General features: G+C 62.9%; 15 protein-coding genes. 7 read left to right on the top strand and 8 right to left on the bottom strand.

The features are described from left to right. Positions 1-4 precede the first annotated feature (4 nt). On the bottom strand, positions 5-592 hold the full coding sequence (locus ATN37_RS28450) for a TetR/AcrR family transcriptional regulator (RefSeq protein ID WP_047270920.1): 588 nt from the start codon (positions 590-592) through the stop codon (positions 5-7). A 76-nt stretch (positions 593-668) separates the two neighbouring features. On the opposite strand from ATN37_RS28450, the gene ATN37_RS28445 reads away from it, so the two are divergent. Continuing rightward, entirely contained in the window at positions 669-1046 is a 378-nt protein-coding gene (locus ATN37_RS28445; RefSeq protein WP_030535385.1) for a DUF952 domain-containing protein, read from the top strand. Here the strand turns inward: ATN37_RS28445 and ATN37_RS28440 are convergent. Then, entirely contained in the window at positions 1043-2038 is a 996-nt protein-coding gene (locus tag ATN37_RS28440; RefSeq protein ID WP_218695928.1) for an ABC transporter permease, read from the bottom strand. The two genes, ATN37_RS28445 and ATN37_RS28440, sit on opposite strands and share 4 nt — an antisense overlap. 89 nt (positions 2039-2127) lie before the next feature. On the opposite strand from ATN37_RS28440, the gene ATN37_RS28435 reads away from it, so the two are divergent. Genes ATN37_RS28435 through ATN37_RS28425 form a run of 3 tightly spaced genes read left to right on the top strand, consistent with a single transcriptional unit; the run spans position 2128 to position 4788 of the window. Then, the gene (locus ATN37_RS28435; RefSeq protein ID WP_007733449.1) at positions 2128-2703 is read left to right on the top strand and encodes a TetR/AcrR family transcriptional regulator; all 576 of its coding nucleotides are present in this window, start codon (positions 2128-2130) and stop codon (positions 2701-2703) included. A 40-nt stretch (positions 2704-2743) separates the two neighbouring features. After that, positions 2744-3448, top strand: coding sequence for a response regulator transcription factor (locus ATN37_RS28430; RefSeq protein WP_218695925.1), 705 nt, complete (start codon positions 2744-2746; stop codon positions 3446-3448). Further along, positions 3445-4788, top strand: a complete 1344-nt coding sequence (locus ATN37_RS28425) for a sensor histidine kinase KdpD (RefSeq protein WP_003939972.1) — start codon at positions 3445-3447, stop codon at positions 4786-4788. Before ATN37_RS28430 ends, ATN37_RS28425 begins: the two co-directional genes overlap by 4 nt. 5 nt (positions 4789-4793) lie before the next feature. Here ATN37_RS28425 and ATN37_RS28420 read toward each other — a convergent pair whose 3' ends face one another. Further along, entirely contained in the window at positions 4794-7070 is a 2277-nt protein-coding gene (locus ATN37_RS28420; RefSeq protein WP_081558283.1) for a bifunctional SulP family inorganic anion transporter/carbonic anhydrase, read from the bottom strand. Positions 7071-7394: 324 nt separating this feature from the next. Here ATN37_RS28420 and mgrA point away from each other — a divergent pair, with 324 nt between their 5' ends. Then, a complete protein-coding gene (gene mgrA / locus ATN37_RS28415) occupies positions 7395-8426 on the top strand; it encodes an L-glyceraldehyde 3-phosphate reductase (protein WP_042451484.1) in 1032 nt (343 codons plus the stop codon). A gap of 13 nt (positions 8427-8439) precedes the next feature. Here mgrA and ppk2 read toward each other — a convergent pair whose 3' ends face one another. After that, positions 8440-9405: a polyphosphate kinase 2 gene (ppk2, locus tag ATN37_RS28410; RefSeq protein WP_003940295.1), complete on the bottom strand. Its 966-nt coding sequence runs from the start codon at positions 9403-9405 to the stop codon at positions 8440-8442. Positions 9406-9615: 210 nt separating this feature from the next. Between ppk2 and ATN37_RS28405 the strand changes: the two genes are divergently transcribed. Next, positions 9616-12033, top strand: a complete 2418-nt coding sequence (locus ATN37_RS28405) for a lysylphosphatidylglycerol synthase transmembrane domain-containing protein (protein ID WP_007733454.1) — start codon at positions 9616-9618, stop codon at positions 12031-12033. 9 nt (positions 12034-12042) lie between these two features. Here the strand turns inward: ATN37_RS28405 and ATN37_RS28400 are convergent, their stop codons facing one another. From ATN37_RS28400 to ATN37_RS28385, 4 genes are all read right to left on the bottom strand, one after another. Beyond that, positions 12043-12333: a hypothetical protein gene (locus tag ATN37_RS28400; RefSeq protein WP_218695924.1), complete on the bottom strand. Its 291-nt coding sequence runs from the start codon at positions 12331-12333 to the stop codon at positions 12043-12045. A gap of 11 nt (positions 12334-12344) precedes the next feature. Continuing rightward, complete coding sequence (locus ATN37_RS28395) at positions 12345-12794, bottom strand: flavin reductase family protein (protein ID WP_007733458.1); 450 nt, start codon at positions 12792-12794, stop codon at positions 12345-12347. Positions 12795-12843: 49 nt separating this feature from the next. Next, positions 12844-14010, bottom strand: coding sequence for an LLM class flavin-dependent oxidoreductase (locus ATN37_RS28390; protein ID WP_007733459.1), 1167 nt, complete (start codon positions 14008-14010; stop codon positions 12844-12846). A 94-nt stretch (positions 14011-14104) separates the two neighbouring features. Next, on the bottom strand, positions 14105-14914 hold the full coding sequence (locus ATN37_RS28385) for a helix-turn-helix transcriptional regulator (protein ID WP_007733461.1): 810 nt from the start codon (positions 14912-14914) through the stop codon (positions 14105-14107). Between the two features lie 85 nt (positions 14915-14999). On the opposite strand from ATN37_RS28385, the gene ATN37_RS28380 reads away from it, so the two are divergent. Further along, positions 15000-16211 (top strand): low temperature requirement protein A, encoded by a 1212-nt coding sequence (locus ATN37_RS28380; RefSeq protein ID WP_081558286.1) that lies wholly within the window; start codon positions 15000-15002, stop codon positions 16209-16211. The last annotated feature ends 3 nt before the right edge of the window (positions 16212-16214 follow it).

Here is a 16214-nt window from a genome sequence, read left to right as displayed (position 1 = left end):
GAGCCTACCGATCAGATCTCAGAACGCATCCCACCGCGCGGGCCGCCAGTTGCGCCGCTCTTTCGGCTGTCGGTTCGGAGGTGAGCCCGAGCAGTCGCCGCCGGTGCTCCTCCCCGAGCAGCAAGGTGTACAACTGATCCGCGCACAGCGCAGCCTTCTGGCCGTGCTGATCGATCAAAATCTTCTCCAGAAAGGCAATCGACTTGGCCGGGCCGGATTCGTAGAACGCTGCGGCCAATTCAGGGAACTGCACGGCCTCGCCGATCATCATGCGGTGCAGCGCAATCGAGTTGTCGCTGTGCAGGGCGATGACGATGTCCACTGCAGCGGCGAGCAGGTCGGACTGGCCCTCGCCGGCATTGTCGACGTACGCGTGCTGACGCGCAACCGCAGCTGCAAAGACCGCAGACTTGTCGCCGAAGTAGCTGTACACGGTCCGCTTGGCGACGCCGGCCACCGTGGCAATGCCCTCGATGGTAGTTCGGGCGAACCCGACATCTCGAAACGAGTCGACAGCGACGTCGAGAATCTCGTTGCGTCGTTCGGCGCGCTCGGCGTCACTGGTTCTCCCACGTCTGCGCGGTTGCTCCATAAAGTCCCCTGTTACCGTGCCGGTAAATTAATGCTACGTTGACGTTTCATTAATTCGAATACTACAGGAGCACTGCATGACCGGACAACGACTCGTCCACGTCGCTATCGCCGACGACTGGGAAGCATGCAAGCGTTTCGGTGAGTACGAGGTCTCGACGCGCGGAATCAGTTACGACGAGGCAGGATTCATTCGCGCAACGACCCCGGACGCACTCACTTCGGTGCTCGATCTGGTGTTCGGCGACCTCACATTGCCGCTGGTCGTCGCCGTCATCGATCAGGACGCCCTGACCTCCGCGGGCATCGACGTCGAATGGGAGGCGGAAAAGCCCCGAATCCTCCGACCTCTACCGATGGACGAGGACACCGTGGTCGCCGAACTGGCCGTGGAACGCGTTGACGGGGTCTGGCCGATTCCCGACCTGACCCCGTACGCAAGCTGCGCCGGCTAGACCAGCGCAGCCTCCGGTTCGATAACCGGCGCCGACGCCTTCTTCCGGCCGGCAGCCACGCACAGCGCGATCCCGACGGCAATCCAGCACACCAGCACCAGAAGTGGCGTGGTGGCGCCATGGCCGTCGAAGAACGCCATCGAACGGACGGATGCTCCTGCGGCGCCGGGTGGGAGCAGCTGCCCCAATGCGCCCCAGCCTGCGGGCAACCACGCGGCAGTTGTCGCCATCCCCGAGAGTGGGTTTCCGATGAACATCATCGTGACGGCGCCCAACGCGAACCCCTTCATCCCGAGCAGGGATTCGAGCCCCAAAATGGGAAGCGAGATGGCCGACATGCCCATGGTGAGTGCGAGCGCGGTGAGCAGGTAGTTTCCGTCAAGACTGTTGGTGCCGAACTGCAGAATGGCAGTCAGTGCAAAACCCGCGACCACCGCGACGCCGGCAGCGCCCAACACTCGTTTGACGATGCTGCGCGGAAACAGTTGCACGAGAACAACAGCGGGCATGATTCCGCCGAACACCAAGGGCAAGGCCAATGCCGTGAGCCCAGCACCGGTCGGGTCGTCCGCCGTCAACGGCACAACGTCTTCGACGGGAACCTTTGCCCCCGAGGCCTCCGAGAGGCCGTTGGCCACCCCGGTCAGGGTCTGGGCGATCGGGGTTCCGCCTGCAGTCGCGATCAACACGTGAGGACCGTTGGCATCAACGGCGATTCCGCCGACCACGTCGCGATTCCGAATCGCGTCACGCAGGGCGTCGGCGTCGGCGAATTCTCGAGTATCGAAGGCGCCTTGCTTACTCGCCTCGAGCGAGGTGCTGATCTGTTCGGTTGCCGCAGCTGGACCGGTGATGCCCAACTTCAGTTCGTGCGGGCCACTGTTGACCGAGGGCAGTACGAAGGCAAGCAGCATCAGCCCGATCACGGCGGACAAGCCCAACACCACAGCCACCAACTTCTTGCGGTCCTGTGCTTCGACTTCGGCGTTCATAACTACCCTCCCTAAGTGGAAGGTTTTCCTCCACTATTTGTGGAAGATATTCCTCCGGTTATGATGAACTGTCAATACCGGAGGTGGATGTGCGAGCTGATGCCCGTGAACGCAGAAACGCAATAGTCGACGCCGCACGAGCGGTGTTCACCGAGCGCGGGCACGACGCGCCGCTCGATGCAGTCGCAGAACTCGCGAAAGTGGGCATCGCCACGCTGTATCGAAACTTTCCGACGCGCGAGGACCTCGTGACCGCCGTTGCCGTCGCAACACTGACCGATGTCCGCGAGGCTGCCGACATCGCACTCACGGCAATGTCCACCGATCCGATAAACGCGTGGCACACGCTGGTGGACCGCCTCGTGGAACTGCGCCTGGGTGCGCTCATTCCTGCACTGGTGGAACGCAGTTTCACCGAGCTGGCGCCCGAAGTTCTGGCGGTGCGTGAGGTGACGAAAACGAAGATGACCGCGACGATCGGCGCCGCTCAGAGCGCCGGACTGGTTCGCGCCGATCTGCAACCGCTCGAATTCGTCATGGCTCTGGCCAAACTGACGCGCCCGCAAATCGAGTTGTCCGACGAGGCCATGCCGAACCTGGTCCCGCGGTTGGTCGCGGTGTTCATGGCCGGTCTGCGTCCGGACGGTACCGACTTGCCGGTCTGATCGGCGAAACCCGACGTACCAGGCAAGGCACAATGGGGCTGTGACCGAGATACCGAAAATCCTCGTAGTCGACGACGACGCAGACGTCCTGACCTCACTCGAACGCGGATTGCGGCTCTCGGGATTCACCGTACTGACGGCGGTGGACGGCGCCGACGCGCTCCGAGTGATCTCCGACAAGCGACCGGACGCGGTAGTCCTCGACATCAACATGCCGGTGCTCGACGGCACCGGTGTGGTGACGGCGCTTCGTGCCGCCGGCAACGAAATCCCGATCTGCGTGCTCAGTGCGCGCAACTCGGTCGACGATCGCATCGCCGGGCTCGAATCCGGTGCAGACGACTACATGGTCAAACCGTTTGTTCTTGCCGAACTGGTTGCCCGGATCCGCGCAATGCTCCGTCGCAGCAACACTCTGGCCGGCGATCACTCCGAGGGTACGAATACCCTGCGCGTCGGAAACCTCGACATCGATCTCTCCGGTCGCCGGGTTCGTGTCGACGGCAAGGAAGTACCGCTCACCAAACGCGAATTCGAGCTACTCGAAGTGCTCGCACACAATTCCGGCATCGTGCTCACTCGCGAACGTCTCCTCGAACTGGTGTGGGGCTACGACTTCGTCGCCGACACGAACGTCGTGGACGTCTTCATCGGCTATCTGCGTCGAAAGTTCGAATCCGGTGGTTCACCTCGTCTGCTGCATACGGTTCGCGGCGTCGGGTTTGTGCTTCGGGAGAACCCGTGAAGCGTCGCCGCTTCTCACTACGAACTCGCGTTGCCGCGGCCGCGGCACTGGGGGCGACGTTCATCGTCATCGCACTCGGTGTGGTCGTTGCACTGGCTATCGCACGAAATAATCTAGCGCAATTGGACCGCCGACTCGAGACGGCATCGACGGTCATCGTGGCCAATGCTGCAACAGCGGGACCTTTTCTCGGCGCGTTCGGAGACGGCGGCGCCTTTTCCGTGACCATCCGCTCCGATACCGACGGAACCGTCAAATCCAGTACTCCGACGCGACTGCCCGAACTACCGGTCGGCTCGGCGACCGTCGACGTGGACGGTACGAAGTACCGGGCATATACCGCCGAGGCCGACGGGATCAATGCCCTTGTCTCGCTGGCGGTTCCCTATGCCGAAGCGCGAGACATCACAGTCGACCAACAGCGACAGGTTGCGTTCTTCGGCGTCGGGGCCGTAGCGGCCGCAGCTGCGTTGGGATGGTTGTTCGGTGGCCCGGCGGTGCGCCCCCTCGTGGAGTTGACCCGCCGGATCGCCAGGCGCGATCCCGATCTCGCCACCGAGGTTTCCGGAATCCGTGAAGCGGACGAGCTTGCCGCAGCAGCAGAATCGATGCTCAGCGACGTCGCTCGAGCGCAAGCCGCAACCAACTCCGCCCTTGCCGCCGCCCGAGATTTTGCGTCCGCCTCGGCTCACGAACTCCGAACTCCGTTGACAGCAATGCGAACCGACATCGAAGTGTTGTCCATTCACGACCTCGATCACGAACAAAGACGCGAGATCCTCACAGATCTGGCCCGCGCGCAGGGCCGCGTCGAGTCAACTCTGAGAGACCTCGAGCGCCTGGCGAAGGGTGAACTCTCGACGGCCGAGGATTTCAAGGACACCGATTTGACCGAGGTCTGCGACATCGCTGCCGACGACGCACGCCGACATCATCCTGGGCTCGACGTCGGCGTCGTCACGGTGGATTCCCCACTCCCCTATTGCATCCGGGCCCTTCCCGGCGGAATCCGGTTGATCCTCGACAACGCGATCACCAATGCAGTCCGCCACGGCGGCGCGAGCGCGGTGCGCATCACCCTCGCTCGCCCGGCAGATTCACCGGACACCGTCACGATCACGATCGACGACAACGGTTGCGGAATACCGGCCGAGGAACGCTCGAGCGTGTTCGAGCGCTTCACTCGCGGATCGACGGCAGGCAAGACAGGCTCCGGTTTGGGCCTGGCGCTGGTGGCGCAGCAGGCGGCCCTGCACGGCGGACGGACGACATTTCACGACAGTCCACTCGGCGGGGCTCGCCTGCTGGTCGAACTCAGGGATCAGCCCGGACCCGAATAGCCCCTTCAGGTCTCGATCAACTGGCCGATCCCTGACGCTGTCACTTCGATGACCCGAGCCGAGCCGATGTCGAAGAACAGTCCGGCGATACGCAGGCGACCATCCACACGGGCCTGACCGACGAGAGGATGGCGTTCGAGAGTCTGCAATTGGACTGCGACATTGACCATTCCGAGCTGATCGACCTCCGAGAAACCTGCCTCGGCCGCAGCACGCGCGACCGGATGGCCACTCGTATAGGCCTGCAAGCTCGTCTCCGCATGCCGCAGCCATTCCCCGACGACTCCCGATTCCGACGAACCGTTCGTCAGGAGTGCTTGCATCGCGCCGCAGCCCGAATGTCCGCACACGACCACCGAGCTGACACCCAACTCGTCGATCCCGAAGGCCAGTGCCGCTTCCACCGACGTATCGCGGCCGCCGGCAGGAACCAGGTTTCCGACATTGCGCACGGTGAACAGGTCGCCGGGGCCACTGCTCGTGATGATGTTCGGCACCACTCGCGAATCTGCGCAGGTAAGGAAAAGAGAGTCGGGGTTCTGCCCGTCGCGCAACTGATCCATGTGCGGCCGTATCGCTTCGGCGCGATGGCGATGATAGTTGGACACCCCGTCGAGAATGGGCCGCAAGGCCGGCGGGCTGCTCAGATTCCTCCCCGAAGCCTGTGGTTGCCAACTGCCCCACGGCGCGAGCAAGCCGCGCAGGTCGGTGACTGCGGCGCCGCGCTTCGGCGGACCGGTGGTCGCGCTCTCCATACTCACCGAGCCGACTTCGTCGATGACCACCGAACCACCTGCCAACTCGTACTGCCTCGCCCACTCTTCGATGACGTCGAAGACGGCATGGTCGAGGAAGTCGACAGACAGCTCGACGGTGACGTCCGACCGCGGTGGGAGTCCGGCGAGCACCGACGTCAGCTTGGGCAGCACCAGGAAGGTGCACGAGCCTTCGACCAGGACGCGCCACTTCCCGGAATCGTTGTCGCCCAACTCTTCTGCGGTGACAGTTGCGCGGATGACACGCCACACCAGGAGGGCGATGGCCAGCGCCAACCCGATCAGGACGCCCTCGAGCAGATTCAAGAACACGACGCCGACCACCGTGGTGCCGTACACCCACAGATCACCGGTCCGTCGCGCCAACCGAATGTGCGCCAGCTTGACCAGTTGAATACCGATGACAATCAACAGTCCGGCCAGTGCAGACTTCGGAATCTGCTGGACCAACCCGGCGAGCGCAGCCGAGAACAGCAGAATCCACAGGCCGTGCATGATCGACGACGCGCGGGACTTCGCCCCGGCCTCGACATTGGTCGCACTGCGCACGATCACCCCGGTGACCGGAAGGCCGCCGATGGCCCCGGACACCATGTTCGCGGTGCCCTGGCCGAGCATCTCGCGATCGAAGTTCGACCGCGGGCCCGAGTGCATCTTGTCCACGGCCACGGCCGAGAGCAGACTCTCCACACTGGCGATCAGGGCGATGGTCAGGATGCCGGTTGCGACGCCGAGCCACTGGCCGTCGGGCAGAGCGGGGAGTCCGATCGAGTCCAGCAAAGATCCGTCGAGAGCAATACGCTCGACGTCGATCGGCAGCGCCAGCGAAGCGAGAGTTGCCAATACGATGCCCACCAACGCCGCCGGAACCTTGCGGACACCGGCAGGGAGATAGCGCCACCCGAGAAGGGTGGCGATGACGACGAGTCCGATCATCAGGTCCTCGACATGCAAGGCACCGATCTGTGCGGGCAACTGCCGTAGATTGTCCAGCGCCGAGCTGGCCGAGCTTCCACCCAACAACACGTGAACCTGTTGTAGCGCAATGGTGATGCCGATACCGGCGAGCATCGCATGCACCACCACTGGAGCAATAGCCAGCGCCGCACGGGCAATTCGGCTGAGCCCGAACACGATCTGCAGAATTCCGGCGCCGACGGTGATCAGGCAGGTGACTTTCCACCCGAACTTGCCGATCAGTTCGGCGACCACCACGGTCAGGCCGGCTGCGGGACCACTGACTTGCAGCGGTGAACCTCCCACAGCTCCGGCCACCACTCCGCCGACGATTGCGGCGATCAGACCTGCCATGATCGGCGCCCCGGAGGCGATCGCAATTCCCAATGACAGGGGAAGCGCCACCAGGAATACGACCAGCGACGCCGGCACGTCGTATCTGATCAGTTGCTCGAGATATCGCCGGCTTCCACCACCCGGCGGAGACGAATCCCCCACGACGCTCTCGTCTGCGGATGATTGTGCGTGCACTACGGACTGCGTCGACATAGATCTCCTCGCCGGACCCCGGATCCGGCTGCTGGGCAACATGTTCGAAGCGAATCGGCGATCGGTATCGCCGATCGACTGTGACCATGGTAACCGCGATTCCTTACCGTTCCCTTAGATGCGAGCCCAGACGTGGTCGACGTCACCGCCGCCCGGCACTGTGACTCGAACCTGAACATCGGTCCAAAAGATCGATCGAATTGCTTTAAACCGCAAGCATTTTGACTGACACACCTCCAGCGGCCGGCACACCTGAGCGCCGTCGGCGATAATGGTCGGGAGTGAACGCTCAACCGCAGACACAACGATGTGAAGGCAGGCACCATGTCCGATCAGTACGTCGCCACGCAGGACCGCTACGAAGCCATGCCGTACCGCCGAACCGGTCGGAGCGGTCTCAAACTCCCGGCCATCTCGCTGGGCCTCTGGCACAACTTCGGCGACGACGTACCGATCGAGAACCAGCGCGCAGTTCTGCGGCGGGCATTCGATCTCGGAATCACCCACTTCGATCTTGCGAACAACTACGGTCCCCCGTACGGAAGCGCCGAGACGAACTTCGGCAGGATCCTGCGTGAGGATTTCTCTTCGTACCGCGAGGAATTGGTCATCTCGTCCAAAGCCGGCTGGGACATGTGGCCCGGCCCCTACGGATTCGGTGGTTCCCGAAAGTATTTGCTGTCGTCCCTCGATCAGTCGCTCGGACGACTCGGCGTCGACTATGTCGACATCTTCTACAGCCATCGCCCTGACGCCGAAACTCCGATCGACGAGACCGCAGGCGCCCTGATCAGCGCTGTCCAGCAGGGCAAGGCCCTGTACGCGGGTATCAGTTCGTACTCGCCGGAGCGCACCCGTGAAATCGCCGCACTGCTCGCCGCTGCGGGGGTTCCGCTCTTGATCCACCAGCCGAGCTATTCGATGCTGAACCGCTGGATAGAGCAGGACCTGCTGTCGGCTGTCGACGATCTCGGCGTCGGCGTCATCGCGTTCTCACCACTCGCTCAAGGCATGCTCACCGATCGCTATCTGAACGGCGTCCCCGAGGATTCCCGTGCAGCTCAAGGTAAGTCACTGGATCCGTCGTGGTTGACCGACGACGCTCTCACCCACATCCGCGCGCTCAACGACATCGCGGCAGACCGCGGCCAGTCGCTGGCTCAGCTGGCACTGAGCTGGGCACTCCGCGATTCGCGGGTCACCTCGGTACTGATCGGTGCGTCCAGTGTCGCCCAACTCGAAGCCAACGTCGGCGCGCTCGACAATCTCGAATTCAGCGCAGCCGAACTGGCCTCCATAGATCAGCACGCCAAGGACAGCGGCATCAATCTGTGGGCAGAGGCCAGTTCGATCTGAGCGATCACCTGCGCTAGAGCTGAGGCAACTCCACGTTCACGTGCTCGCCCTCTTCGAATACCGCCGACGCCGGCCCGACGATCAAGGGATCCGGAGTACCGACAGCCCGGTGATCCTTGTTGGGATAGTCGAAGCTGGCGAGCACGTGACGCATCGCCTCGAGGCGAGCGCGCTTCTTGTCGTTGCTCTTGATCACCGTCCAGGGCGCATCCCCGGTATCGGTGTAGAAGAACATGGCTTCCTTGGCCTGGGTGTAGTCGTCCCACTTGTCGAGCGAAGCCAGATCGGTCGGTGAGAGCTTCCACTGACGCACCGGGTCCGTTCGGCGGGCCGCGAACCGCGCCAACTGCTCTTCGCGGCTGACCGAGAACCACAGCTTGTGCAGATGAATCCCGGAGTTGACGAGCATCCGCTCGAAGTCCGGGGTCTCTCTCATGAACTCGAGATACTGCGTCGGCGTGCAGTAACCCATCACTCGTTCGACGCCGGCGCGGTTGTACCAGGACCGGTCCATCATCACTATCTCGCCGCCGCTGGGTAGGTGTGCGACATAGCGTTGGAAATACCACTGCGTCCGCTCGATGTCGGTGGGCTTCTCGAGCGCGACCACGCGGGCTCCACGGGGATTGAGATGCTCGGTGAATCTCTTGATCGACCCGCCCTTACCGGCAGCATCGCGACCTTCGAAGATGATGAGCACCTTCTGACCGGTTTCCTTGACCCACAGCTGCAGCTTGAGCAACTCGATCTGCAGACGCCGCTTCTTCCGCTCGTACTCGCGGCGCGACATCTTCTTCTCGTACGGATAGCCCTGCTTCCAGGCATCCGCGAACTCCGAAGGCTCCAGCACGCCGAGCTTGTGCTTGAGACTCGACAGCTCGTCGATCTCGGCCGCGTAATCCTCGGTGACGGAAATTCTGGTCGACGGGGTCGGCAGGTCAGGAACCCGACCGTCCACACCGCTGGCGTCGGGGCTCATGAATACGCACTCCCTGTCGTCGAAATGAACGAACGTCCGGAAAGTGAATTTTACGCGCCGAAGCCCGCTCCCGCGGGTCCGAAGAGAATGTTGCTTGGCATCGAGGAGGTAACGACAGGTCCGGCTTCCCAGTCGCCGAACCCTCACGCGGTACCTTGATCGAGGTAACTGAGACGGTCGGTAACCCCGAGAGAAGAGAGTTCTGGCGAGATGCGAGTAGACGGACGGGAGATCCCGGTAACGGGAAGCCTCCTGCCACCACTGCACCGCCGTACGAGCGACATCATGCGGGTTGCGATCGCTGCTGTGCTGCTCGGCGGCGTGATCGCGGGATCTCTGATCACTCGAAGTCAGTGGGACGCCCTCGAAACGTCGGTGTCCAACATCGTCGGTGTTCTCTCGCCGAGCCTGTCCGACACTGTGTACCTGCTCTACGGCATCGCAATTCTGGCGCTACCGTTCGCCATCCTGATCGGCCTGATCGTCGGGCGCCGGTGGAAGTTGCTGGCCGGATACGCCGCCGCCGGACTGTGCGCCGGTGTCGCGCTGTCCTTCACCGGAACAGGCCTGGCGGCACCGAAATGGCACCTCGACGTGCCGGACCGACTCGACGCCACCTTCCTGTCTCAATTCCTCGACGATCCGCGATGGATCGCGATGCTCGCGGCGGTGCTCACCGTCTCGGGCCCGTGGCTTCCGAAGAAGTGGCGACGAGCCTGGTGGACGCTGCTTCTGCTCTTCGCTCCCATCCATCTGATCGTCAGCTCGATCGTTCCCGCACGATCGATGCTGGGTCTCGCCGTCGGTTACCTGATCGGCGCGGTGATCGTTCTCGCCGTCGGCACCCCTGCCCTCGAAGTGCCGTTGGACTCGGCAGTACGCGTACTCGCGCGGCGCGGTTACCGCGTCACCGCATTCCGCGTCGTGAGTCCCTCGGGAATCGGGCCTCTTGTCATGTCCGCAGCCATCGACCAAGCACCGGACGACGAACCTTTCGACGAACTCGTCGTCGAGTTGTACGGACAGAACCAGCGAAGCAGCGGAGCAATTCGACAGACGTTCCGTTGGATCTCGTTCCGGAACCGTGAAACTCCGCCGCCCTACGGATCACTTCGTCGCGCCGTCGAACACCGAGCGCTCATGGGTATCGCGTTCGCCGACATCGGTCTGGCCAGTTCCAAGGCCGTCGCAATCTCGGTACTCGATCGCGGGTGGGAGATGTACGCGCGCCCGAGTCCTCGTGGCATCCCCCTTGCCGTCGCCGTCGAGAACCAGGCGGGCGAGGAAGAATCCACCAAACTGATCGACGCGCTGTGGCAAACACTGCATACCGCTCACGTGCACCAGATGGCGCACGGCGACCTGCGCGCTTCCGAAATTCGTGTCGAAGGCGGAACCATCCTCTTCGGCGGGTACGCGTACTCCGAATTCGGCGCCACCGAAGTTCAGATGCAGTCCGACAACGCACAACTTCTCTTCGCCACCGCATCATTGTTCGGGGTCGATGCAGCGGTGGACGCCGCGATTCGAGCGCAAGGCGCAGACACGATTCTCGCCGCCTCCGGCCGATTGACCACCGCTGCATTGCCCAACCGAATTCGGCGGACGGTCACGGATTCCGCGAAACTGATGACCGAGATCCGAGACGAGGTCGGTGCCAAGAACGGGATCGAAAAGGTCGCTCCCGCACAGGTCACCCGATTCAGTCGCAACCAGCTGATCCAGCTCGTTCTGCTCATCGGTCTGGTCTACGTCGCCTACCCCTTCATCAGCCAGGTCCCCGCGTTCATCACCGAACTGAAGACGGCCAACTGGTGGTGGGCACTGCTCGGCCTCGGCGTCTCCGCACTGACGTACGTCGGCGCGGCAGCGGCCCTGTGGGCCTGTGCGTCGTCGATGGTCAGTTACCGCAACCTCTTGATCATGCAGGTGGCCAACACCTTTGCGGCGACGACAACTCCGGCCGGAGTCGGCGGGCTCGCGCTGAGCGTGCGGTTCCTGCAGAAGGGCGGGCTCGGTACCGTCCGTGCAACGGCCGCAGTCGCGCTGCAGCAGACGGTCCAGGTGGTCACCCACGTCGGCTTGCTGATCTTCTTCTCGATCGTCGCCGGACGTGATACGAACCTCTCGCACTTCATCCCGGGATCCACTGTTCTGTATCTGGCAGGCGGCGTCGCGCTCGGAGTTCTCGGTGCATTCATGTTCATCCCGAAACTCCGTGGGTGGCTGCGCGACGATCTGCGTCCTCAGATCACCGAGGTGTTGGGTGAACTGAGCCAACTCGCGCGAAATCCCACGCGCTTCCTCATCATCGTGGGCGGCAGCGCCGCAACAACTCTGGGTGCCGCCCTGGCTTTGTGGGCGAGCGTCGAGGCATTCGGCGGCGGAACGACGTTCATCACCGTCACCATCGTGACGATGATCGGTGGGACGCTCGCCTCGGCGGCTCCGACACCGGGTGGCGTCGGAGCCGTCGAGGCCGCCCTCATCGGTGGTCTGTCCGCATTCGGACTGCCGGCAAGCATCGCGGTCCCGTCGGTCCTGCTCTACCGAGTGCTGACCTGCTGGCTCCCGGTGTTCTGCGGTTGGCCGACGCTGCGATGGCTGCAGAAGAACGACATGGTCTGAGCCGTTCCGCTACTTCTGGCGAACGACGTGAGCCTGCAGTGCTTCGCCGTCCTCGTCCACCCAGCCTTTGCTCTGGGCGTATTCGACCATCGCGGCAACACCTTCGACGTCCGTGGTGCTCTCGCGAACGCGGGCTACCGAGATGAATGCACTACCACCGCTGACGTATCCGTAATCCTGAAGGCGCAAGAGTTCGTCCAGTTCGGTTTCGGAGATGTCGGCACTCACCTCGACGTGAAAGTCCTTCAGGTTGTCCACATCGTGGATGCTGACGCGGCCGTCGTCCACCAGTACATACATGGCTCTCCTTCCTAGAGCACTGACGTCGGTGCGTGCGTACCGAATACACGCCGGTGGTAGGTCAGTGGATTCGACTCGCGGTGCTCGACCTCGTCCACCGATCCTGTCACGATCTTGTGATCACCACCGTCCACGACGGCATCAACGGTGCACGCGATCCAGATGGATACGTCCGGCAGTCTCGGAACACCGAGATGCTCCGCCCACTCGACACCGTCGAACTTCGCACGGCCCTTCCTCGCAAAGGCAACCGCCAGTGAGCTTTGCGCGGTCCCCAGGACATTGATCGCGAACCTCCGCGTTCCTTCGATGAGGCCGAGAACTTCCGACTGTCGGTCCAGAGCCACCGCGGTCATCGGCGGGTCCATCGACAACGACATGAATGCGCTGACCGTCGTGCCGTGCGGCCGGTCGCCGTCCATTGCCGTGACGACGGCGACCGGTGAGCACACGTGCGCCATGGCTTCTCGAAAACGCAACGCCCGGTTGCCCTGCGGGACATTCACGATGTCAGCCCTTGTCTGCCAACTCTTGTGCGTACTTCTTCGTCATGTGGTCGACGGCGTCGAGTTGCGCCTTTGCATGCCCTTCCCTGACAGCGCGCGCGTGAGCTGCCGCGTCGAGCGTCGCCTGCGCCTGCCCTTGGAAGTGCGGAAAGACCTCCTGCGCGAACAACTCTGCCGAACGTCGGGTGTCCTGCGGGTTCGCCCAATCGTGACCCATCTGCAGCATGCAGCCGAAACCACCGGACTGGTCCCACAGCCGTTGTACCTGACGTCTGGCCTGCTCCGGTGTGCCGATGACACCGATCCCGGCCTCGTTGATGAAGTCGATCATCTCGCTCAGACGCGCACCGGAGACCGCCATCTGAGGGAAGGCCGCGACGTGCTGGAAATAGTCGAACCACTCCTCGATGCCGTACTCGACCTGCTTGCGTGCTTCCGCCTCGGTTTCGGCGATGTGGAAAGGTCCGGCAAGAGACCACTGCCGACGATCCACCGTCGTCCCGTTGACCTCAGCGCGTTCCTCCATCACATTCCAGTGGTGCGCCAAGGCGTCGAAACCGTCGGCGGACAAGGTTGCTCCGATGGAGAGCAGACCGAGACCGTGCGTACCGGCCAGGCGAGGTCCTGTCGGGGAGGCCACTGCGGCCACGGTGATTTCGATGCCGTTCTCCGAGTACGGAGCGAGCTGCAGCTTGGCGTCGTACAGCTCGTGGGTTCGTGTCTTCGCGGAAACCGTCTCGCCACGAAGAAGGCGCACGACGATGTCGAGGTTCTCCTGCAACAACTCTCGGGTGTCCGTCGGGTTCAGACCGATCATCGCCGAGTCGGTGGGCAACGAACCGGGCCCGACTCCGAAGATGGTGCGCCCCTGAGTCAGGTGATCCAACTGCATGATTCGATCCGCTGCCCACAGCGGGTTGTGATACGACAACGACGTGACACCCGTGCCGAAACGAATCCGAGGTGCGCGCTGCGAGGCTGCAGCGATCATGATTTCCGGCGACGCGATGATCTCGCTTCCGGCAGAGTGATGCTCACCGAACCACGCCTCGTCGTAGCCCAACCGGTCGAGGTACTCGACCAGTTCGAGATCACGCTGCAGTGCGGCGGTGGGATTGCGTCCGGGGACGTGGAACGGTGCCATGAAATACCCGAAACGAAGCCTACTCATGAGTTCTCCTAGTGCTGTGGGCCAACTCCTGGCCGTGCACCGAAAACGCTATCCGTGCCGTGACCGCGGTCACAGTGCACGAAAGTGGACAATCTCAAGCGCGTTGATCGGCAAGTTTCTGCGCGTAGACCAACTTCACGAACTCGGCACGGTTGCGAACGCGCAGAAGAGCAAGGATGCGGCTTACATACTTCTTCACCGTGTCCGGACTCAGCGACAGGATCACCGCGATCTCGTCGTTGGTATGGCCGTCCGCCAACAACTCCGCGAGATCGATCTGCCGGGGCGTCAGCTTCTCTCGCCATCCCGGCTCGCGTTGCCCGGGCAGCGTCTGACACAACAGCGACAATTGCTTGCCCAGAATGCCCAAGCCCACGATGTCGCGCCCCGACAGATCCTTGCCTTCTGAATCGAAAATCCCCACCAGACCGTGACCGCCGTGGGCCAACTGGAGATGCATCACCGACGCGCTGTGAAGGCGTTTGCGATAGAGGAAATCTCGCAGGTACGTCGCCGACTGTGAAGGGACGTCGGCCAACTGAGTGTGCGTGATGGCGGGAGATGCCAACAGCGTTGCCCGCGATTGCGCCGTCGCAAAAACGTCGTCGAGGTACCAGTGCGCTTGGTACTCGTCGAGGATCGGCGTGATCCGCCCGGTCGTCACCGGATCCGGGTCGGCGAAAGCCGTCGTGAAGGTCGGGCCGGCAAGGAAGGTGGTGTTGGGACAGCGGTAGTGATCATGGAGCGCGACCATGAGGAGATCCTTGAGCTGATCGAGCGTTCTCGCGGCCGAGCAGTAGTCGAAGACAGCGAAGACACGGTCGTAGTCCGCAGCGGACAGAGCGACGTCACCGCTACCGTGCACGTCGACCACCTCACCCGAACTATGATCCAGATCACTCATCGGACAGCATATGCATTACTTCGAGAAAACGGACAACTTCGCCGCCTACCAGCACTGTTGATGCCGATAGCCGATACTGAGCTGTATGTCGGAACTCGGAAATGAACCAGACTCGAAGCAGAAGGCGGTGCTCGAGCGACACGCGTCGTGGATCGAATTGTTCTTCGACCTCGTCGTGGTTGCCGGTATCGGTCAGTTGGCTCACCTGCTCCACGGTTCGCCGTCGTGGTCGGATGTCGCGCTCTACGCGTTGCTCTATCTCGCGTTCTGGACCGCGTGGGCGACGTTCACGATGTACGGCAACGTTGCCGGTGACCGTGTCCGGATCCCGAGCATGCTGATCGCCATGTTCGGACTGGCCGTCATGATGGCGGCCGTGGCCGGCATCCACGACAACCATGCGCTGGCCTTCGCTGTCGCCTACGTGGCCGTACGTCTGCTGGCGAGTCGGGTGTGGCACAACGGCCAGATAGTCGTGGACTGGCCGATCGCCCAGATGTCTCTCGGTGTGATCCCGTGGATCGTCTCGTTCTGGTTCGAGGGCGAAACTCGGTTCTGGCTCTGGACCGCCGGTGTGGCCATCGACCTGCTGATCATGTTCGTCGTCTCCGGCAGCGCGATCATGGAAGACGCGCAGGAAAAGCTCGACCGCATCATCAAGGTTCGGGGGTTCAAGGACGACCGGATGCCCGAACTCGAAGCCCTGCACTCCGATCGGGCTCACCTTGCCGAGCGCTTGGGCCTGTACGTCATCATCGTGCTGGGCGAGGGTGTGATCCTCGTGATTTCTGCGGCCTCGAAGCTCACCTGGGACTCGACGGTGGTCAGCCTCGCAGTCGGATCGTTTGTCCTGCTCTCGGGCATGTGGGCTCTCTCGCTTCTCTACGGCCACGCCGGTGTTCCGCACCTGCAGCCCGAGAAGTTTCCCGCTCGCATCGACATGGCGCTGCACTGTTTCACCACCGGCGCTATCGCGGTTCTGGTCGCGGGGCTCGGAGCGGCAACCGAACACGGTGCGGAGCACACGCCCGCGAACCTGCGGTGGTTGTTGTGCGGAAGCATCGCAGTCTATTTCGGAATCAGCCTGGTGGCAGGGCTGTTCGCGCGATCGGACCGACGGTGGCTGCTCGGCTGGGCGCTCCCGTGCACCGCCGTCCCCATCGTCATGGGCATCGTCGGCACGCACATGAGCGCCACGTGGATCATCTGGGTGCTGGTGGCCACCGTGACCTGGCAGAACGGCTACGAGTACGCGCAGGTGCGGCGTTCGCGCCGCTCTGCTGTGCGCCTTTATTAACCC

This window comes from Rhodococcus sp. MH15 (assembly GCF_019266045.1).
GTDB classification, from domain to species: domain Bacteria; phylum Actinomycetota; class Actinomycetes; order Mycobacteriales; family Mycobacteriaceae; genus Rhodococcus_F; species Rhodococcus_F qingshengii.
This window is presented reverse-complemented; position numbering and strand designations above follow the sequence as displayed.